The sequence below is a fragment of the Zestosphaera sp. genome (assembly GCA_038843015.1).
In the GTDB taxonomy this organism is placed as follows: Archaea; Thermoproteota; Thermoprotei_A; order Sulfolobales; family NBVN01; genus Zestomicrobium.
Genome location: JAWBSH010000005.1, coordinates 24,851 through 44,396, shown reverse-complemented (window position 1 = coordinate 44,396; position 19,546 = coordinate 24,851). Strand labels below are relative to the sequence as shown.

At 44.2% G+C, this 19,546-nt stretch carries 21 protein-coding genes and 1 other RNA gene; 10 read left to right on the top strand and 12 right to left on the bottom strand.

The window, feature by feature from the left end:
• Positions 1 to 285 precede the first annotated feature (285 nt).
• Together QXL29_04830 and QXL29_04825 are read right to left on the bottom strand one after the other, a co-directional pair.
• A complete protein-coding gene (locus QXL29_04830; GenBank protein MEM2283918.1) occupies positions 286 to 639 on the bottom strand; it encodes a hypothetical protein in 354 nt (117 codons plus the stop codon).
• A gap of 63 nt (positions 640 to 702) precedes the next feature.
• Positions 703 to 1,887: a dicarboxylate/amino acid:cation symporter gene (locus QXL29_04825; GenBank protein MEM2283917.1), complete on the bottom strand. Its 1,185-nt coding sequence runs from the start codon at positions 1,885 to 1,887 to the stop codon at positions 703 to 705.
• Between the two features lie 197 nt (positions 1,888 to 2,084).
• On the opposite strand from QXL29_04825, the gene QXL29_04820 reads away from it, so the two are divergent.
• A complete protein-coding gene (locus tag QXL29_04820; protein MEM2283916.1) occupies positions 2,085 to 2,807 on the top strand; it encodes a hypothetical protein in 723 nt (240 codons plus the stop codon).
• Here the strand turns inward: QXL29_04820 and speD are convergent.
• The 4 genes from speD to QXL29_04800 form a co-directional block, all read right to left on the bottom strand.
• Positions 2,787 to 3,179: an adenosylmethionine decarboxylase gene (gene speD / locus QXL29_04815; protein MEM2283915.1), complete on the bottom strand. Its 393-nt coding sequence runs from the start codon at positions 3,177 to 3,179 to the stop codon at positions 2,787 to 2,789. The genes QXL29_04820 and speD overlap by 21 nt on opposite strands.
• Before the next feature lie 11 nt (positions 3,180 to 3,190).
• On the bottom strand, positions 3,191 to 4,225 hold the full coding sequence (locus QXL29_04810; GenBank protein MEM2283914.1) for a deoxyhypusine synthase: 1,035 nt from the start codon (positions 4,223 to 4,225) through the stop codon (positions 3,191 to 3,193).
• Positions 4,226 to 4,450: 225 nt separating this feature from the next.
• Positions 4,451 to 5,770, bottom strand: coding sequence for an aspartate aminotransferase family protein (locus QXL29_04805; GenBank protein ID MEM2283913.1), 1,320 nt, complete (start codon positions 5,768 to 5,770; stop codon positions 4,451 to 4,453).
• Positions 5,749 to 6,786 (bottom strand): dihydrodipicolinate reductase, encoded by a 1,038-nt coding sequence (locus tag QXL29_04800; GenBank protein ID MEM2283912.1) that lies wholly within the window; start codon positions 6,784 to 6,786, stop codon positions 5,749 to 5,751. Before QXL29_04800 ends, QXL29_04805 begins: the two co-directional genes overlap by 22 nt.
• Before the next feature lie 117 nt (positions 6,787 to 6,903).
• Between QXL29_04800 and QXL29_04795 the strand changes: the two genes are divergently transcribed.
• The 3 genes from QXL29_04795 to QXL29_04785 all read left to right on the top strand — a co-directional run bounded on the left by QXL29_04795 (position 6,904) and on the right by QXL29_04785 (position 8,650).
• On the top strand, positions 6,904 to 7,410 hold the full coding sequence (locus QXL29_04795; protein ID MEM2283911.1) for a hypothetical protein: 507 nt from the start codon (positions 6,904 to 6,906) through the stop codon (positions 7,408 to 7,410).
• A gap of 124 nt (positions 7,411 to 7,534) precedes the next feature.
• An RNA gene (gene ffs / locus QXL29_04790) (signal recognition particle sRNA) lies at positions 7,535 to 7,840 on the top strand.
• Between the two features lie 69 nt (positions 7,841 to 7,909).
• Positions 7,910 to 8,650, top strand: a complete 741-nt coding sequence (locus QXL29_04785; protein MEM2283910.1) for a protein kinase — start codon at positions 7,910 to 7,912, stop codon at positions 8,648 to 8,650.
• Here the strand turns inward: QXL29_04785 and QXL29_04780 are convergent.
• Genes QXL29_04780 through hxlB form a run of 3 tightly spaced genes read right to left on the bottom strand, consistent with a single transcriptional unit; the run spans position 8,604 to position 10,339 of the window.
• A complete protein-coding gene (locus QXL29_04780) occupies positions 8,604 to 9,428 on the bottom strand; it encodes a hypothetical protein (protein ID MEM2283909.1) in 825 nt (274 codons plus the stop codon). The genes QXL29_04785 and QXL29_04780 overlap by 47 nt on opposite strands.
• Positions 9,367 to 9,747, bottom strand: coding sequence for a hypothetical protein (locus tag QXL29_04775; GenBank protein ID MEM2283908.1), 381 nt, complete (start codon positions 9,745 to 9,747; stop codon positions 9,367 to 9,369). Before QXL29_04775 ends, QXL29_04780 begins: the two co-directional genes overlap by 62 nt.
• Positions 9,740 to 10,339: a 6-phospho-3-hexuloisomerase gene (gene hxlB, locus QXL29_04770; protein ID MEM2283907.1), complete on the bottom strand. Its 600-nt coding sequence runs from the start codon at positions 10,337 to 10,339 to the stop codon at positions 9,740 to 9,742. The genes QXL29_04775 and hxlB overlap by 8 nt, the downstream gene beginning before the upstream one ends.
• Positions 10,340 to 10,560: 221 nt before the next feature.
• Between hxlB and QXL29_04765 the strand changes: the two genes are divergently transcribed.
• Positions 10,561 to 11,256 carry a restriction endonuclease gene (locus QXL29_04765; protein ID MEM2283906.1) on the top strand — a complete coding sequence of 232 codons (696 nt, stop codon included), beginning with the start codon at positions 10,561 to 10,563 and terminating at the stop codon, positions 11,254 to 11,256.
• An 11-nt stretch (positions 11,257 to 11,267) separates the two neighbouring features.
• On the opposite strand, the gene QXL29_04760 is transcribed toward QXL29_04765, so the two are convergent.
• Positions 11,268 to 11,546: a hypothetical protein gene (locus tag QXL29_04760; GenBank protein MEM2283905.1), complete on the bottom strand. Its 279-nt coding sequence runs from the start codon at positions 11,544 to 11,546 to the stop codon at positions 11,268 to 11,270.
• A gap of 70 nt (positions 11,547 to 11,616) precedes the next feature.
• On the opposite strand from QXL29_04760, the gene QXL29_04755 reads away from it, so the two are divergent.
• From QXL29_04755 to QXL29_04735, 5 genes are all read left to right on the top strand, one after another.
• Entirely contained in the window at positions 11,617 to 12,780 is a 1,164-nt protein-coding gene (locus QXL29_04755) for a M50 family metallopeptidase (protein MEM2283904.1), read from the top strand.
• A gap of 252 nt (positions 12,781 to 13,032) precedes the next feature.
• Positions 13,033 to 14,298 carry a Glu/Leu/Phe/Val dehydrogenase gene (locus QXL29_04750; protein MEM2283903.1) on the top strand — a complete coding sequence of 422 codons (1,266 nt, stop codon included), beginning with the start codon at positions 13,033 to 13,035 and terminating at the stop codon, positions 14,296 to 14,298.
• Positions 14,299 to 14,404: 106 nt separating this feature from the next.
• The gene (locus QXL29_04745; protein ID MEM2283902.1) at positions 14,405 to 15,505 is read left to right on the top strand and encodes an aminopeptidase; all 1,101 of its coding nucleotides are present in this window, start codon (positions 14,405 to 14,407) and stop codon (positions 15,503 to 15,505) included.
• Positions 15,502 to 15,972 (top strand): riboflavin synthase, encoded by a 471-nt coding sequence (ribC, locus tag QXL29_04740; GenBank protein MEM2283901.1) that lies wholly within the window; start codon positions 15,502 to 15,504, stop codon positions 15,970 to 15,972. The genes QXL29_04745 and ribC overlap by 4 nt, the downstream gene beginning before the upstream one ends.
• A gap of 470 nt (positions 15,973 to 16,442) precedes the next feature.
• A complete protein-coding gene (locus QXL29_04735) occupies positions 16,443 to 17,423 on the top strand; it encodes a methionine synthase (protein MEM2283900.1) in 981 nt (326 codons plus the stop codon).
• On the opposite strand, the gene QXL29_04730 is transcribed toward QXL29_04735, so the two are convergent.
• Together QXL29_04730 and QXL29_04725 are read right to left on the bottom strand one after the other, a co-directional pair.
• Positions 17,420 to 18,853: a trimethylamine methyltransferase family protein gene (locus QXL29_04730; GenBank protein MEM2283899.1), complete on the bottom strand. Its 1,434-nt coding sequence runs from the start codon at positions 18,851 to 18,853 to the stop codon at positions 17,420 to 17,422. The two genes, QXL29_04735 and QXL29_04730, sit on opposite strands and share 4 nt — an antisense overlap.
• Positions 18,853 to 19,503: a corrinoid protein gene (locus QXL29_04725; protein MEM2283898.1), complete on the bottom strand. Its 651-nt coding sequence runs from the start codon at positions 19,501 to 19,503 to the stop codon at positions 18,853 to 18,855. The genes QXL29_04730 and QXL29_04725 overlap by 1 nt, the downstream gene beginning before the upstream one ends.
• Positions 19,504 to 19,546 lie beyond the last annotated feature (43 nt).

The window sequence follows — 19,546 nt, the reverse complement described above, 5'->3', positions numbered from 1 at the left end:
ATTCACTACAGTTTCTCCAAGGTCTACCATAATAGAATGTCGCGGGTCTCGAAAACCTGGAGCTACTAATTAATCAAGACACGAGCTTTAGCAGAGTTTTGAGTCATCTGCTGACATACACCTAATCGTGTCGAGAACCTCGAAGCCCAGAAAACAAACAGGTGAGTTGTTCTGACGCGTAACGCGGATTGTGCTGGCGTTAGCGGAGGTGTTAATCAGGCAGCCGCCACAACTTCATCGGTCAGGCTTGAGTTCTCATCACTAAATCTAAGTTCGTCACGTGTATTAAATACTTTTCTTAATGTAGGAGTCAAGACTCACTCTCTTTTCTGTCTTAGTCCTACTGTAAGTAGTGAGCGCATCTCTTAATTTACTTAGGAATTCCCTCCAGCTAATCTTCTCTTCTACCGCCCACTCGAATATTAAGTCTGAGTTTTTGCTAACGATACTTAGGAATTCTCTCCAGTCAATACCTAGCTTCCTCAACTCTTTATTCCAGAAACTCCATATGTATTGAGGTAACTTATTATATACTAGCAACCCCTTACTCTTCCCTCTAGTCTTACCTCCCAAGACTGTGTTGAGTTCTTTAATCATTTGTTTGAGTTCTTTAGGTTCTTCAAGCTCTAATAGGCTCAACTCAACCCCCCAATTAACGAATGGTCTAAAGACGTAATAAGCAAGTATTTAGAGTTAAAAAACTTAAGACCTTAATCTATAGCCTAAGAACTTAGTTATTAAGACTGTGCAAGCATTATCTCCTGAGACATTGATAGCTGTCCTTATAGCGTCTGCTAAGGGGTCTATAACCAGCATTATACCAACCCCTTCAAGAGGCAGTCCCATCACAGCTAGCACGTAAGCAAGCATTATTGTGCCGCCACCAGGTATTGCTGCCGTAGCTATAGAGCCTATTAAAGCTGCGAGAATTACTAGTCCGTAATGGTATGGTGTTAAGCCTATATTGAATAATTGAGCAACGAATATAGCGCTCATTACTTGATATAATGCTGTCCCGTCCATATTGACGGTAGCACCTATAGGTAGCGTAACTCCGAAGACTTCTTCTGGAACTCCCATCCTCCTAGCAGCCTCCATATTAGCAGGTAGCGTAGCAGCTGAAGATCTAGTCGTGAAAGCTATCAAGAACGGATACATCTGAGCCTTAAAGTACTTAATCGGGCTTAACCCACCTAACCACACGACGATAGAGTATATTAAGAAGAAGTGCAGTAAAGTAAATACGTACTGTCCTCCCAAGAATTTAGCGTAAGCGCCCAGCATTTGAGGGCCGTACTTAATCATCAGCCAGGAAGCATACATGAACACAGCTACCGGCGCGTAGTACATTATGATTCTAACGAAGCTTATCATAGTCTTAGAGCCTAGAGAGAGTATATTAGCTACTTTCCTCCCCTCATCTCCTAAGAACGTAACAGCGAGTCCTAAGATTATAGCGAAGATTATCATAGTCATTGCGCCACCAACTACTAGCAAGTTGCTGAAGTCTGGCTGGAAGAACGAGAGCAGAATATCAACTCCTGAGGGAGGAGTTGGCGGCGGTTGCTGTGAAGTGAGGTTTAAGCCAACACCAGGCGCTATAGTGGTTGCCGCAATTACGCCCAATACCGAGGCTATTATTGTTGTAACTATGTATAAGACAAGCATTAAAGCAAGTATCTTGCCAAGCCTTCTAGCATTAGCTATAGACGCAGTAGCTGCAGCTATAGTGAAGAATATTAGCGGCGGTATAACTATCCTAATCAACCGAACAAAGATATCGCCGAAAGCCTTAAACCAATCACTTAACGGTCCTTTAACTTCGGGAGGGGCTGTCGTGCTCACGACCCAACCAACTATTATGCCTAGGACAAACCCTAGCGCTATGAAGAGTAATAACCTGTAGCCGGCACCCCCCCTAGATGCCGTATTAAATCACCAGTTATATTTACCTCTATAGAGTATTTATACTTTCTACCCATCATCAAGCTCTAAGATGAGTAATCACTTCAACAAGCTCATGAAGTCGGTTTATCACGTTTAGCTTATTAATTCCATGATTAGTAATTATATTTAGATGAGAAGTGAACGAGTCTCTAGGCAAGGGTAGGAGAGTTCATAGAGATGTGGGTAAGGCGTATGTTTTCAAGATATTGAATATAATGAAGCACTACTACAGCTTAAGAGACATAGAGAAAATGCTTGACTTACCCGCGCAGACTATATGGAAGTACGTGAACCTAGTCGCAGTACCTGAAGAGAAGACGGTAGCCAAGATAATTAGTAAGGTGGGTGAGTTAAGATTAATTGATAAGCTAATAGAAAATTCTGTGAAAGAGTTTAGAGAGAATCAAGTAACTGTATTGAGTAAGCCTGGTTTTCTCAAGCTATTCTCTTACATAACTGAAGACTTCGTAGGCGGTGCTAAGATAGACTTAGTAATACCTATGTCAACAGCTGCCATCGTTTTAGCTAGTTACTTAGCTACCGACTTACCTGGACTCCTCTGCCCATTCACTGAGAGCCCCCCGCACGATAAGAAAGGATATATCATCACCCACTATAATAGTAATAATGAAGCACGCTTCATAGCTCTCCCGAAGAGTTGCTTAAAAGAGAAGACGACTGCTTTACTCGTTGATGTATTGCTTGAAGAGCCGAGTAAGTTAAAAAGTGTAGTGGAAGTGTTGAGTAAGAGTAGAATTCACGTATATGGGGTTGCGGTGATCGAGTCTCCTGATAACGTTGTGGATTTAGCTAGAAGTATGGGACTTAAGGTAATGACTTTAAGACACTGGCACTACTAGAGTCTCCTCAGTCTTCTGAGACCTGTCGGCGTACGCTAACCTGTATTTCCTCGGCTTTAAGTATGCTATTATTAGCTCTATACCTTTCAGAGGGTCGCTCTGCTCACCACACGTATAGACATCAACGGTGGCGTACCTGTACTCAACCCATGTATGGACTGCTATGTGCGACTCCTCAACTAAAGCTATGACTGAAACCCCTCCTTTTCTCCCACCAAAACTCCAAGACTTAACTTCTACTAACTTCATATTAGATTCTTTAGCAGCCCTCACAACCACATTCTTGAGTTCTTCTTCGTTCGTAGCAGCCTCAACATCTATATCGTAGAGGTTAGCGTAATAGTGTTTCCCAACTATGAAGTCATTATCCATACTCACTTGAATCACCTCCCCACCTCTCTAAACAACCATGTGAGGTCGGTCTTGTGCGACCTCTTAACACCCCCATCAACTAGAGCGTGAGCTATTACAGGTAACGCTATAGTAGCGTCTACATATACTACCTTCTTCTTAGCCCTGGGAGAAACCTTACCCCAACTAACGGCTTCTTCTAGTGTAGCGCCGCTTAAGCCACCCCACTGAGGCGCGTCTGTAGTGAACTGCACCACATACTCTAGCGGCTTATAGTAGTCGTGTAGTCCCTCTTCCTCAGCTATCAGAGTTTGAGCTACTGTCACTAAGTTCACATAATCTTTAGGTACGCCGCCGCCAACATATATTGCGGCGAGCTTGCTCGAACGTCTACCAACCTCTACTATCTGGTAGAAATCTTTCACCATATCTAAGACTATCTTGTGTCCTCTGCGGTACGGTAATAAGGTCGCCATGCCGTAACCGCTGTCAACTAACGCAGGAGAAAATACTGGCACGCCAGACCTATAAGCTGCTGCTACTATCGAGTCTATTCCTCTCTTGTTGAGGAACTCACCAAATAAGTGTAGGAACTCTGCCGTGGAGTAGATAGACCCGCTAGGAAGACTCTCGACAAATTCTCTAATAAGTCCTTCCATCTTCCTGTAATCAAGCTCGCTAGCTACAGTATCATAAAATCTGTCGAGCTTATGCTTAAGCAGTTCGTTATCGTCTACGCACGGGTGCGTCTTCAAGTACTTGAAGCCCATCGCTTCAAAAATGTCTTCACTTATTATAGCGCCCGTAGACACTACTACGTCAACATACCTGTTTTCTACTAACCACTTAATTATTTTCCACATTCCCGCAGTACTCATCGAGCCCGCTAAGCCGAGAAATATCGTTACATCACTATCGCTAAACATCTCAATAAGTGCTTGATAAGCTTCTCCTAAAGCCCTGCCTTGAAATGCCGTGTCACTCATCTTTAGTAAGAGTTCATGAAGCCCTCTACGGCCTACTTCAAGACTTCTTACTTCCCCCATCGTAAACGGGTATTCCTCCATCTTATTCCTGACCGAGGATAACGGAATCAGAAGACCTATTAAGCTTTAGTAAGCCTATATAAGACAACAAAGTCTTTAGCTAACTTCTTGACTGTATTTATTCATGAAGTCACAAAAATTCTTAAGTGAGCGCAAAAATATTAAAACCCCAGAAAACAAATATTTAGCTAACGTTGCGTGAAGACAGCAATCAACTTGTTTTCTGCCCTCACGTCTCGCTAAACATCATTTCCTCGTAACTAATTCGGTATTTCTAATTAGAAACTCTTCAAAATCAGTGACGAATTTATCTATCTCTTCTAGTGTATGAGCTACTGAGAGGAATAAGTGTGGTTTAGTAGGTGTTAAGAAGAGAGTGTTTCTCTCTATCATGTGTATAAACAGTTGTTCACACGCTCTCAAATTTTTGGTTCTCTCGCTCGTTAGGGGGTTCTTAGGAACTTCCTTAGTGAAGTGTATTCCTACCATCGACCCAAGACCCGTGATGTGACACTGCGTGCAGGTTCTCTCAACAGAATCTTCTAAGCCCTTAATTAGTCTTCTCCCTAAGCTGTGAAGCTTCTCGTAAAATAACTCTCCCTTACTAAGGAGCTCAGAAACTAGTACGTAACCCGCCCTCATCGTTAGGGGGTTGCCGACAAACGTTCCCCCGTGAAACACTCTCTCCTCGGGTTTAGGCCTAGCTATCTGGTCTAAGAGTTCTAGATACTCTGAAGAACCCACTATGGCTCCTGCACCCGCGAAATACTGCCCTCCAACAGCTTTCCCTGCAGTTATTATGTCTGGCCTCACGTTATAGTAGTGTTGAGCACCTTTATAGAACCTAAACCCCGTTATGACTTCATCAAATATTAAGAGGAAACCTTCTTCATCAGCTAGTTCTCTAAGCCCCTTAAGAAACTCTTTCTCAGCTGGAATACATCCGGCTATACCGATCACAGGCTCTACTAAAATCGCTGCTAGGTCTTCTTTCTTTACTATACTCCTCACACCATCTAAGTCGTTGTAAGGAAGCAAGACTGTATGACCTGTGTTAAAGTACTGCATATCAAGTGAGGACGGACGCTCGTACGGGTAATTCACTGCTACATGTAGTTCTGGGTAGCCGCCGTGCCAACCACCAACGAATTTACCTATCTTTGTTTTCTTAGTGTATGCCCTAGCTAGTCTGATAGCATACATGTTGGCTTCAGTGCCTGAGTTAGCCGGTCTCACCATGTCTAGACTAAACCATTGAGTCACTGCTTTAGCCCACTTAACCTCCCACTCATTACACCACCCGAAGTGAGTCCCTAGAGCTAGTTGCTCTCTTACTGCCTCGAGTATCGGCTCGTACCCGAAGCCAGTAACTACTGCTCCGTGAGCCATCCAGTAATCAACGTATTCGTTCCCGTCAACATCCCATACTCTAGACCCTTTTGCTTTAGCTACGTATATCGGGTGTGGTGTGAAGTACCTTAGAGCGTAGGAGACTCCTCCCGGCAGATACTTCCGTGCTTCCTCGTAGAATTCCTTAGATTTTCTTAAGTCTTCCCAGCGTACCATCTATAATCGCCTAGGCAAGCCGACGGGATCATAACGTCTTTCATAGTTAGGAGTCCTGGAGGTGCCTGAAGAACTCTCGGTATAACGTTAACGACCATTGAGGCAGTAGCAATATCACCGGGAATTCCTGTCTCACACCTCCAGCGTGTTGTCGGGTTCCCCTCTATAAGCACCTCGTCATAGTCTTCCCTACCCACAGATGCTAGCAGATCTAGCCTAACGAATTCTCTACCGTTGACGTAGCCAACACCCCACCCGTGAATCCCTGAGACTCTACCTGGACTAATCTTGAAGTACTGAGTCTCCATAGGTTCTTCAGCTATTATTGGTTCCTGCCCTTCCTCAACCTTATCTATGCTCACTCCTAGAACACATCCTAAGAGCATTATAGACTCCGCATACCCTACATGCGCAGTTATTTCCCCCGCAGACATCTTAAGCCTGAACTCCTCTGGCGTCAAAGAAATACCGTATTTTTTCTGGAAAGAGTATCTCCTCTTAGAAGCGTCTAAAGACCTAACTACGTGTATTCTGTGTACTTCAGCAGAAACAGACGTCAGGAAAGCTGGCAACGCGTCGAACACGAACCCTGGATTAACGCCAGTGCCAATAACTCTAACACCGTTCTTCTTAGCTAACTCGTCAATTAGTAGGGAGAGTTCAGGATATCTGTACCAAGGATACGCTAAAGTTTCCGAGGTAGACACAACATTAGCTCCCACGGATACCGCCCTAACTATTTGAGGATATATGCGGTCTAAGTACGTGCCAGTAGATATGATTACTACGTCAGGCTTAACAGACTTCAAGAAATTCCAGGCTGTTGAGTCATGAACTACCTTAACACCTAAACTCTTACCTAGTCCCGCTACAACACCTAAGTCTTCACCAACTTTAGAAGGGTCTACGTCAATCCCGCCAACTAACTCAACACCCTTCTTAGAATCGAGGAGCTTGACTATGAGGGACCCTATAGGTCCCACACCATAAACAACTACTTTCAGACTTCTAGACATTAAATACACCAGTAAATACGTGTGAATCTTAATATAAACCTTAAGAAGTACCATTAGAGAACGTATTAAGGTTTATTAAGTCACCGAACTAATATTTTATCTTAGGAGATAGCCACAATGAATAAAGAACTACGCATTATAGCTGTAGCGTTTTTAGTTATTGTTGTGTCTCTCTCTATAATGCCTTTCGTGATACGAGCAGTCTTCGGGACGTACAACCCCTACTATACTTTCAGAGACTCTATACTGGCCAGCCTCTTAGTCTTAGTGTGGGTCGGCATAATTACCTTGCTAGTAGCTATGATGAGGATCTATAAGCATAGGAGTGTTGAAGACGCAACCTTAAAGAAAATACTAGACAACTTAACAGGAATTCAAGAAAGACTGAAAACTTGGGAAGAGAGAGAATTGAGAGAAACAACGCAGGAAAGGCTGGGAAAGATCTTTATAGAACTAGATAAAGCACTTAGAGAAAGTGCAGTAATTCTTAAGTGCCCACAACACCCGGACTCAGAAGTAACTATATTATCAGACGGCTCGCTGTGGTGTAAGGCAGGACATTATGTATGGTTGAGTGAAGACCTAAGACAAATACTTTCAGAAGCATTACGACCTAAAACATGATTAACTTTTTCTCGACCAGAGAAAGAACGCTTCCACATACGTCAAGAATATCAAATATCGCATACCTAACTACACGCGCCACACAAGAAAGAACAAATATAAACTCCGATAAATTATTTAGCCTGGCGTGGGTAGGGCCAGGAGGGTCGCCGCCTCCTCTAGCCGAAGGCGTAAAGCGGGGCCAGTAACTCTCTGTGGTGCAGGAGACCTCAACAGCTGCCCTGAGGTTTGCGATGAAGCCCGCCCCGTGGGGTCGGCGGTGGCGGAGCGTTCCTCGGAGGGGGAACGCCAACCGCCTTTACAGGGGGAACCGGCCAGGCCCGGAAGGGAGCAACCTAACCCCTGACGCCGACGTTCACGGGTCACCGGGTGGAGGACGGCCTCAGGAGCCGGTTGTTGAGAGTCCCCGCACCGCAGAGGGGGCCACGCCAATACCAAGGCTGTGGTGCGAGGCCTACGTTAATATTGCAAAACCTGATTGTTTGATTAGGTGTGTAGCTTGGAGTGTATTCGCTTACTGAGTTATCCTGAGTTAAGTGAGGACTTGATTCGTAAAAGACTTAGTAAGTTGCTGTCTTTAGGGTTTAGGAGCTGTGTTGATTTAGGAGACCACGAATTGTGGGGTCTTAAAGTTTTGGGGAAAGGTCATTCGTCAGTTGTTTTAGCGGCTGAGTTCGCGAACCTAGGGTACGTCGCAGTGAAGGTTTTGAGAACAGATTCTAAAAGAGATTCACTAACACTTGAGTGTGACTTAATGAAGAGAGCTACTCCCATAGCTCCCGAGATTTACTACTGTGATGAGGAGTTTATCATCATGGAATTAATTAAGGGAGTTAAATTAGGTGATGTAGCCCCTAACATAACCTCGTGTAGAGACCTTATTATGCTATACCTCAAAGTCTTGGCGGCCGCGCGCTACCTAGACTCAAAAAACATAACACATAAAGAACTAAATATACTGAGGGAGCACGTAATAATCGATGATGAAGGTAAGATCAGAATAATAGATTTTGAGTCTGGATTCACTGGATTCGCTTGCAACGTCTGCAGGGTTTTCTCGTCTCTGTTTATGAGAGACCGCCGAATCATAGAGTGTTGTAGTTTAAAACAAGACCAGAAGGGTCTACTCCTAGAATTACTGAGTTCCTATAAGAAAACAAATTCTGACATACTCTTTACGAGACTAGTCAAGACTATAATTGACTTATGTGGAAGTAGTTCGTGTGAATGCGTAGGCTAGTACCTATGAAACCTCTCTTAAGGTAATGATTTAAGTCATCAACCTTCATCTTCCTCAAGGCGTTCCTAAACTTCATCAAATCCATTAAATCGTCCTCAGTGAAGGGACCTGACCTCACTAAAATCAAATAGCAATCTCTAGATATCACGCCACCGCCAATCCCCCTATACATCAGGGTATTACTCAAAGACCTAACATCATGTGGTGATAACAAGCAGTTGTTTGGGTGTGTATGCAAGCTGAAGAGAGCCTTACTTATGGGCACGACAATCTTGTTTTCTTCTCCCTCAATCAAGTACCCCTTACCGTCACTCAAGACAGCAAGCAAATACTCTATTCCTGACTGACTAGTAACGTGAGTGTATGGCGTCATTAGTTTTATAGAATTAATCAAGACTTGACTAACCATCTTGTTGAGTAGAGAGTATAGTTCCTCACCTTCCCAACATGCCTCACTACGATATCTGTAACCCGCTATCACGTTATTCTCTTTACCTTCTTCCAGACTGACTAGCTCGCCAGGCACCTTAGTCATCTTCTGACAGCAGTACTCGACGGTGGGGGTTTTTACGTTGTGTTCGATTCTCACCTTCGGACCTACACATTCGTAATCCTCAACTAATTCGTAGAGAGCTCCCTCCACGTAATAAAACACAGCTATTGATGAAATCCATTTCTCGTTAATTTCTGTGAATTGCTTGCTCAAGTCACTCGCCTCAGTACCTAAATAAATACATTTGCTGGCTGACGTAGGGGTCGTGTTTTGAGAGCTTATCAAGCAACTTATTAAACACTTCCTCCACGAAACTTAAGTCGCTTGAGAGATACCCGTTGAGGATTAAGTTAGCCGTAACCACGTCTGAGTATAGCTCCCTACTTATTATGCCCTTATCTAGAGCTATTGATGCTAGGTTCGTGAGGTCTAGCTCAGGTAGGTAACGCCCCTCAAGAAGTAAAACATAGCTCCTGAGAAGGGAAGCTAGAGCATGCTTTAAGTCACTAAGTCTCCCGTCTTTCCTGTACTTAACGTAAGAATCTACCGCATCCTTAACTAAACGTAAGGCTTCAGAATAGCAGGACACGGGAACCTCACTCAATATTCGCGTGCCTAGACCTCAAGTCTTCTTCTGTCTTACCTAGCCTAGCCATCAGCTCAGCGATGACGGCATCCAACATCACTAGAGCTGCGACCTCGAACAGAGTTCCTAGAGGCGCTAGAGGCTCGTAAATACCCATTAATTGCCTGACGTTATAGTCGTCCTCACCACTAATCTTCGTCCTGCCAGGAACTCTAACGACTATGTCTGAGATCCTCCCAAGAGGCGAGTCTGGGTAAGAAGTTATACTCACTACGACAGCTCCTAAGTTCTTAGCTACTTCAGCCGCCGTAACAACTAGCTTCGTTCTTCCAGAACCTGAGATAGCTATGATCATATCTCCTGGATTTAGCGGAGGATTTATGGTTTCGCCAAACACGTAGACGTTGTAGCCCAGATGTGATAACCTCATAGCAAAAGCTCTGCCGACGAGACCTGACCTACCAGCACCTAACACCAGAATCTTCTTTGAATCATAGTACACGCTTACCAGCTTCTTAATAAACTTCTCAATTTCTTCGAAAGAAAGTTCGTTAAGCGAGTAATTCAGGAACTTCGAAATACTCACGAAAGCCTCTCTAAATACCTGCACCTACTCCCTTACAAATACTTTGTTGTCAAAGTATAAAAGGTTATATTCGACTAAGCAGGTTTTATCACGATGATGAGGGAGGTGAACTCAGAGTAGGTGACGAGCGGCTAAAAACTGATTAAAATCACCTAACACAAGAATCCAGCAACCTATTTAGTCAAGCATTATATGTGTCTTAAGAAGCTATTATTAGGGTCTAGTCCGCGACTAGGGAGTAGATCATGGGTGGCCAGCAACCGCTTGCTTGGATCGCGCTCATGCGTCAAATACTTAGTAGTGAGAGTAAATGTATTAACCGTGAGTTAATTACTAAGCACGTTGAGGTGCTAGACTTAATTAGTCTTGAAGGGACTTACGCGGGTGTAGCCGGGGAGTTGTGCTTTAAGTCTTTACTGCCCTTAGCTCTTAAGGCTCTTGAGGGGGGAGCTGACTTATACGAAGTCTCAAGCCTCCTGAACTGGAAAGACTTTGAAGAACTTGTTTCAGAATACCTGAGACTCTCAGGCTACGAAAGTATACGAAACTTAAGGACTAAGCTAAGGAAGTACGAGTATGATGTCGTGGCGGTAGACCCGGTGTCGCGAGCTGGGTTAATTATTGACTGCAAGCACTGGTCTCCCGGATACAGCAAGAAAGGAAAACTCAAGTACGTAGCTGGTGAACACAAGCAAAAATGTTTGTACCTAGTTAAGCAGTGCCAGCAAATAAAAAACGAGTTCAGGTTAATTAGTAAAGCTAAGTGGTTTGTTCCAGTCATAGTTACACTCACGGAAGTCTTAAGAGGTAACTTAGAAGGGGTTTTAGTAGTCCCTATAAGGACTTTCAGAGACTTCCTAGTTAACCTAGAATTCTACACGGACTTGATGAAGACGAGAGAATACTCGCTAAAGATAGTTAACGAATGTTACACTGTGTGAGTATTATCAAACTACTCAGGTACGTACGGGACCTCACTCGTAGTGTTGGTTGGGGTCGTAACTATAGTGGTAGTATTTGTGGTATTAGCTGGTGTTGTAGTCGGGGTTGTTGTAGGGGTTGTCACAGGACTTGTTGTGGGAGTAGTATTAGTGGTTTTAGGGGCTCTCTCCACGTAGTAGCCGTAGAAGCCTAAAGCTAGCGAGACAGCTATTAATATTGTGAAAATTAGTAGCCCCCCTATCACGTTCTGCTTAGCATTACGAGCATTTCTTATCCTCACTCTCATCACCTAACTCATTAGTTAGGGGAACTCTTAAAAACTATATTTTGTTTTCAGGTATTGTTATTAGGTCGTGCGTATGAGTAACTCATATGCTTACTTGCTGGGACTGATCTTAGTTGAGGCGCTCTTATTCACGCTAGTTAAGACTCGGAAGAGCTTGCGTGACAAGCTAGAGAAACGCAGAGTTGATGTCGGCTTCTTAACAATCTTAGTAGATATAGGTACTGCGTCAAAACTGCGTAGGGTAATACCCCCCAGTAGTAGACCCTTGAGAAACGCCATTTTCGTTGCGGGAGTCTTAAACATGGCTTTAATGATAGTTTACCTGTACTTAACACTGATTAACGCCGTTGAAGGGTTGTTCAGGGCTGTCTCAGCTGGTGAAGCCCCTGTATCGCCGTTTATCCCAGTAATTCCTGGCATCACTATAAGTCTAGAGGCACTCATCCCCCTAATCTTGTCGATAGGTATAGCTATGGTTGTTCACGAGCTCATGCACGCTCTAGTAGCTCTATTAGAGAAAGTAGAGATTGAGTCGTGGGGTATTGGATTATTTGTTATTTTTCCCGTAGCATACGTTAAGCTGTCTGAGAGCTCGTTTAATGAGGCGCCTAGGAAGTCTAAAGCATCAATACTTAGTGCGGGCATATTAGGTAACTCACTCATTGCGTTGCTTGCTCTAGGACTCGTAAGTTTGTTTTCGGCTCAAGTAAGCTTGGTTCCAGTAATAATAGAATTAGATAGGAGTAATCCTGAACTGCCAGCACTTCAAGCCAACATCTCCACACCATCTATAATACTTGAGGTAAACGGCTCTAAGATAAAGAACTTAGAAGAGTTTACTTCTCTCTTGAAGAAGCTGATTAATGAGAGCGTAGTTCTTGTCCTAAAAACACAGAGATGTGTTAGAGAAGGCTACAGGATCGTGGAGGTTGGTGTTGCGGAGACTTACGTCATACGCAAGCCTGCTGGATCTAAACTAGGTGTATACTTGAGTGAGTTAGTAGCGCCCGACACGCCAGCATACCTTATTGAAGCCCTCTTCTACATTAACTGGGTCTTAATAGTTAACCTCTCCCTAGCAATAATCAACGCAGCACCGATTTTCATAAGTGACGGAGGGAGAATAGTAACAGAAATCTTAAGCAAGCACAGTAAGAGACTCAATTATGTTATTCAGGGAGTGACATCAGCCACTCTAGCGATATTATTAGTAATAGGGCTCATTAACTACATATAGCCTTAACGAAACCTTCTTGACCTAGTATTACAGCCGGGAATGTAGCTCTAAACCCCCCAGAACCCCCGCCCTGAAGAGCGGGGAGGAGGTCAGCTCACACTAGTTAAGGTGCTTAAGAGTTGAAGGCATTAGATCTGACTCTCTAGAGGAGTTTGTTCGAGTTTATACTTTTTAGGTTGATGTCTGCCCTGTTTAAAACTTGAGATTAAATATATAAAAGGTTTCCAATAAATACTAATTTGTGGTGATGTAATGTCGTATCTAGAGTGGATGTTAAGAGTTTTAAAGAATTCTGTTGAATTAGCTGGGTTGCCTCAGGAAGTCTATGACTATTTAAGCAAGCCTGATAGGGTATTAATGGTCAAAATACCTGTTAGAATGGATGACGGAAGACTAGTAGTCTTTGAGGGCTATAGAGTCCAGCATAACAACGCTTTAGGTCCTTATAAGGGCGGTATCAGGTACCACCCAGAAGTCACTCTAGACACTGACATAGCGCTGGCTTTAGGCATGACTCTGAAGAACTCCTTAGCAGGAATACCGTATGGTGGAGGAAAAGGCGCTGTCAAGTGTGACCCCAAGAAGATGAGTATGAGAGAGCTAGAACAGTTGAGCAGGGGCTATGCCAGAGCTATAGCCCCTATAATAGGTCCTGAGATTGACATACCAGCACCAGACGTCAACACCAACCCACAGATAATGGCTTGGATGGTTGACGAGTACAGTAAACTGAAAGGCTATAACGTGCCGGGAGTTTTCACTGCTAAGCCGCCAGAGCTGTGGGGTAATCCAGTAAGAATATACTCGACAGGCTTCGGCACCGTGATAGCTGCTAAAGCAGCCGCGGATAAGTGGTTAGGAGGCTTTGAGGGCAAGATAGTATCGATCCACGGATTCGGTAACGTAGCTCAGTACGCGGCTTATTGGGCAGTCAAATATGGCGCTAAAGTAGTTGCCGTGAGCGACACTTCAGGAACTGTATACGACCCTAACGGCTTAGACGTTGAGCTAGCTATGAAGGTCAAGAACGAGACAGGTAAAGTAATTAACTATCCTAGAGGAGAGAAAATTAGCGACCCTGACGCGTCTCTCTACGTAGACGCTGACATACTAATGCCTTCAGCAATCGAGAACGTAATAACTGAAGCAAACGCCAACAAAGTGAAAGCTAAGTTGATTGTTGAGGGCGCTAACGGGCCTACGACTCCTGAAGCAGAGAAGATACTCTACAGCAGGAAAGACTTCATAGCTGCAGTACCTGATATCTTAGCTAATGCTGGCGGAGTTATAATGTCTTACCTAGAGTGGGTTGAGAACCTTCAGTGGTATTTCTGGGACGAGGAAGAGACTAGGACTAGACTAGCAGCGATAATGGAGAAGAACTTTAAGAGAGCTGCCGACAGGTGGGAGAAATTAAAAGACGAGAGGAAAGACAGGATAGTAACGATGCGTGACGCCGCGTTCGTCTTAGCTGTTGAGAGAGTCTATAAAGCAATGAAGTTGCGTGGCTGGCTATAAACCATAAGACTTAGTTTTTCCTTCAAAACACCTTTTTCTCGAGTTAAGGACTTGCTTAACCAAACTTATTTACTGAGACCCTCCACTTATTTTTGGTGATATCTGCGTGCTTAGTAAGCTCGCCAGACTAATCACAGAATACTGCACTAGCGTTAAGTCAGGAGATGAGGTATTGATAAACTCGACTCACGAGGCGTACGCGCTCGTACGTGAGTTGTGGAAAGAAGTAGTTAGGAGAGGTGGATACCCTAGATGGAGTATTAACGATGAAGTGTTAAACGAGATATTCTATAGATACTCTACCGAGGAATTACTGAAGTATTATTCTAGGATTGATGAGTATATTGCTGAGAACGTGGACGTTAGGATATCAATACTCTCGTCAACGCATTCTAAGTATTTAGTCAGTGTAGATCCAGAGAGACTTAAGTTGAGAACTCAAGCTATGCGTAAGTTGAGCGAAATATTCATGAAGCGAGACTCTGAAGGTACGTTGAGGTGGGTTGTCACGGCGTATCCTACTAGAGCTATGGCTCAGGAAGCCGGCATGTCTCCTCTAGAGTACGAGGAATTCGTTTTCAAGTCACTGAAGCTACATGAGGATGACCCCGTCAGTGCTTGGGTTAATCAGGCGAGTACTCAGCAGAAGATAGTGGAGGTTCTCAGCAAAGTCTCTGAGCTAAGGATAGTAAGCCAGGACACAGACTTACTACTCAGAGTTGATGGTAGGGTCTGGATCAACGATGACGGGAAGAACAACATGCCTGGCGGGGAGGTCTTCACAGGACCTCATGAAGACTCGGTAGAGGGAGTCATAAAATTTGACTTCCCGGCAGTGTGGAGAGGTGTTGAAGTAAAGAACGTTAAGCTAGTTTTCAGCAGGGGCGCGGTAGTAGAGGCTGACGCTGAGTTAGGTAGTGAGTTTCTTAAGAAGATGCTTGAGACTGACGAGGGAGCTAAGAGAGTTGGTGAAGTAGCTTTCGGACTCAATTATGACATAACGAAATACACTAAGGAAATCTTGTTTGACGAGAAGATAGGAGGGACTATACACCTAGCTCTAGGAGCCTCATATATTAAGACTGGCGGAACTAACAAGTCTTCAATTCACTGGGACTTAATAAAAGACATGAGGAAGGGGAAAGTCTTCGCAGACGGTGAACTCATTTACGAGAACGGTAGATTCTTGATGGAGGTACTTAAATGACTGTGAAAGTAGGAGTAGTAGATACTACTTTCGCGAGAGTCGATATGGGGTCTATAGCTGAGAAGACCTTGAAAGACTTACTACCTAACGTAGTAGTAGTCAGGTATACAGTACCCGGGATTAAAGACATGCCAGTAGCCGCTAAGAAACTAATCGAGGAGAGAGAATGTGAGGGAGTCATAACTTTAGGGTGGGTAGGTCCAACACTAACCGATAAACTCTCTTACGTAGTATCTAGCTTAGCTCTTCAGTTAGTCCAGTTAACGACTAATAAACACGTAATAGACGTGACAGTACATGAAGATGAGGCAACGTCGCAAGAAGAGCTAGCTAAGATAGCTGTTGACAGGACAGTTAAGCACTGCAAGAATCTACTCACACTAATAACTTCGGGCGGGGAAGGACTAAGGAGATATGCTGGGAAAGGTTTGAGGCAAGGCAGAGAAGACGTGGGTCCGATAGAGTAATTCAACTAGATATCACACCTAGTGCAACTGTTTTGTGTTTTATAAAGGTTTGTAAGGGGGTTGATGTAGGTTATTTTATTGTGGGTTGAGCTCGCTCACGATGTGGGTGTGTGGTGAAGACTCGAGTGGGTGGGGCGTTCAAAGCCAGAATGTGGGGTTTCCCTACAGTAATGAACCAGAGCTAGATGAAGGGGGGCTGTGGGTGGGGTTACCCTGAGAGAGTGGAGACTAATGATAAGGCTTCCAATGAAAGGAGGTCTGAGGTCAATGAAGCCAAGGGTCGATATCAAACAACATGAAACCCGAACCCCGTTAAATCCGTGCCTCATGCGTTGACCTTACAGGTCTTGAAGTCCCCCTGATTTCCTCTCTCCTCTAAAGAAGCGGCTTTAGGCGTTGAGAGGGATCCCCGTGATTATCTTAAATTGTCTGTGTGAGGTTTCTCATAAGGTTGGAGAGAGTGAGTCGTTATGAGGAGTAGTCACGTCGGTAGTTTTCCGCTAGAGTATAGTCTTCAAAACGTGAAGAGAGTATTAGAAGACTTGGCTTTCCTAGGAGTTGACGTGCCGTCATATCCTCAATTAAGGGGGTTCGTAGACATTTACGTGAGTCCTTTAGTTGAGGCAGGTGTGGTGAGTCGTGCAGGAAACTTCATGAAAGTAGATCCTAGTGTGCTCAGTACACAGGTTATTAAGAATTTTCAAGTGCCTGAAGCAGAGTTCTCGATTCGCTTGGTGAGAGAAGCTGGGCTAGTGTTTAGTGAGTTAAGAGCTCCAGTAACAGGAGTTTTCACGCTGGCTTCTAGACTCTACTTAAGCACTGATTCTACGGACCTCTCTTCAACTATCTTAGCTAGTAAGGAGTTAGTTGAGGGTTTCCTCTCTGATTACGTGAGTAGGTTTGTGAGGTACTTGGTGTCACTAGGTTTCGGGATAGTATTCTTAGATGAGCCTCTCTTAGGACTCATGATTGGCTCAAGGAAAAACCTCTTTAACTACAGTGACGACGAGATTATAGAGATCTTAGAAAGCGTAGTGGCAGTCGCTGGGGAGGCTGAGATAGGGATTCATGTATGTGGCCGAATCCACAGACGACTCTTAGAACTTTTAGCTAGGACGGATAAAGTAAGGTACTTAAGCTTCGAGTTTCACGACAACCCTAGAAACCTTGAGGTTCTCGACAAGAAAATACTTGAAGAGTACGATAAGATTGTCTCACCAGGCGTCGTGAGTTCGAGGATTCCCGTAGTTGAAGATTACGATGAGGTTTTAGAGCTTCTTAAGAAGGTGTATGAGAAGTGTGGGGGGAGGATTGATTTAGTATCAGCTGACTGCGGGTTTGCTGGTCTGAAAGGGTCTCTAGGAGATCAGGAAAAAGAATATAAGTTATCCTTATCTAAAATCGAGAAGATCGTGAGAGTTGTTAAGATGTTTGAGAAGCAAAACACTTAAACATACTTAGGTTTAGAACCGGCTCTCACCCATAATTCAGCATAAACCTTATTTAGTTCGTTCATTACATCAGAGCTCAGCTCATTGTAAGTCCCTTCCTTAAGTAGCTTCATGACTGTAGCATGTGCTTCGTCATAAATGCTTCTCCCGCCCCACCTAGACCTAGGTTTCGAGTCCCATAAAGAAGGTATGTGAACGTCTCTCCTAAGATACCTCCTCGTATGAGGATGTAGGAGGAAGTTACCTCCCTTCCTCAAAACAGTCTCTTCAATAACTTCAGTAGCTATCTCGTCTATACTAATCTCGAACCCTCTCCAAATTCTCTTCACCAAACCACACACCTCATTATCTAGTACTAACTTCTCTAAAGACTGAACACTCTCGAATTCTAGCATGCCAGGACCTGAAATCACGTCGAAGCCTGCGAGAGCAGCTATGAGTGCTGAGTAAGCTTCTTCAGCTCCTGACTGATAATCAACTAACTTAGAATCGCTTAATCCCATGTAAGTATGTGTAGGGAGTCCTAAGAGCTTCGCGAGGTCTCTATAAGCTAGAGACACCAGAATAGACTCTGGAGCTACTATTAGCGTAGTGCCGAACCTCGGATGTATGAGTGTAGGCGACCCACCATAAATGACTGGCGCGCCCCTAGAAACTGACTGTGCTAAAACAATGCCGCTCAAGACTTCAGCATGGTGTAGTGCAGTAGCTCCTGCCACAGTAACTGGCGCGGTAGCTCCCAACCCAGGCATTGAGACGATTTCTGCAGGGACTCCAGCTCTAGCTAAATCAACTATGTTCCTTGAGGTCACTCTACTCCAGGAGAGGGGTGGTGAGGGGCAAGCGTCAAAGACTGTGAAAGGTCTCCTCCAAGCGTCTTCTCTAACTACCTTAAGCATCTCAAGCATTACAGGCATGTTCTCTACGGTGAAAGCTCCCGTAATTACAGGTTTTCTCGAGTACTTCAGTATCGGGTAGAGCCTGACAGCATCTCTAATCTCTATTGGAGCGTCACCAGGAACTAAAGCAGTGCTTTGAGCGTCTATGAAGTCTAGGTTCTCAACAACTACGACTAGGTTTCTGAGGTCTTCTAGCGTGGGGGTCCTTGGTTCTGTAGTACCGTAATCAAGTATTCTTATTGCTGCCGAGCCGGGGTTAAAGATTAGGGCTCCATCGCCTAACGTAGCGACTTTCTTCCCATCTCTATCGTAGAGGTCGATTTTCTTAGGTGTGTTCTTGAGTGCTTCATTAACTACCTCCTCAGGTATCAGGATCCTGCCATCACTTTTTGTTGCTCCAGCCTCCAACAACGTCTTAGCTACTTCAGGATCTTCAAACTTAACACCGACTCTGCTCAGCAAGTCTAGAGCTCTATCATGTATTTCTAGTGCTTCTTCCTTGCTTAATATAATTAGGGTTGGTCTAGGCATCACGTAACACCTAGCAACTCCTTAACTTTCTTGAGAGCTCTAAACGCGTCGTCACCGCATACGTCAGCGCCTATCTTCTTTACCCACTCTTCAGTTACTGGAGCTCCTCCAGCAATAATTATTACTTTCTCTCTGAGGCCCCTACGCTTAAGTTCTTCAATAACTTTTTCTTGCTCAATCATCGTTGTAGTCATTAAGGCTGAGAGACCGACTACCTTAACTTCTCGAGACTCAATCACCTCAGCAAATTTCTCGGGAGGCACGTCAACTCCTAAATCAATTACTTCAAATCCTTCGGCTTCGAATAAAGCCTTAGCTATGTTCTTACCTAACTCATGTATGTCTCCTCTTACAGTCCCGAAGACTGCCACGACACCCTTACTCACAGCACTCGAGGCTAGCGTAGGCTTGAGTATGTTGTCAAAAACTTGCTTAAATGCTTCTGCTGAAGCTATTAAGTCAGCTATGAAGTACTCACCCTTCTCATACATCTCGCCAGCAGCCCTCATCGCAGGAGCTAGAACCTCAGAAACTATCTGCCGCACGTCAAGACCTGAAGTAAGAAGTTCTTGAGCATAACTTAAGGCTCTCTCAGGGTCTCCCTCAATCACTGCCCCATATAGCTTCCCCTTAAGACCCTCGATAGACACATAACATCCCATAAATCATATAGCGAAAAACACGTATATTAAT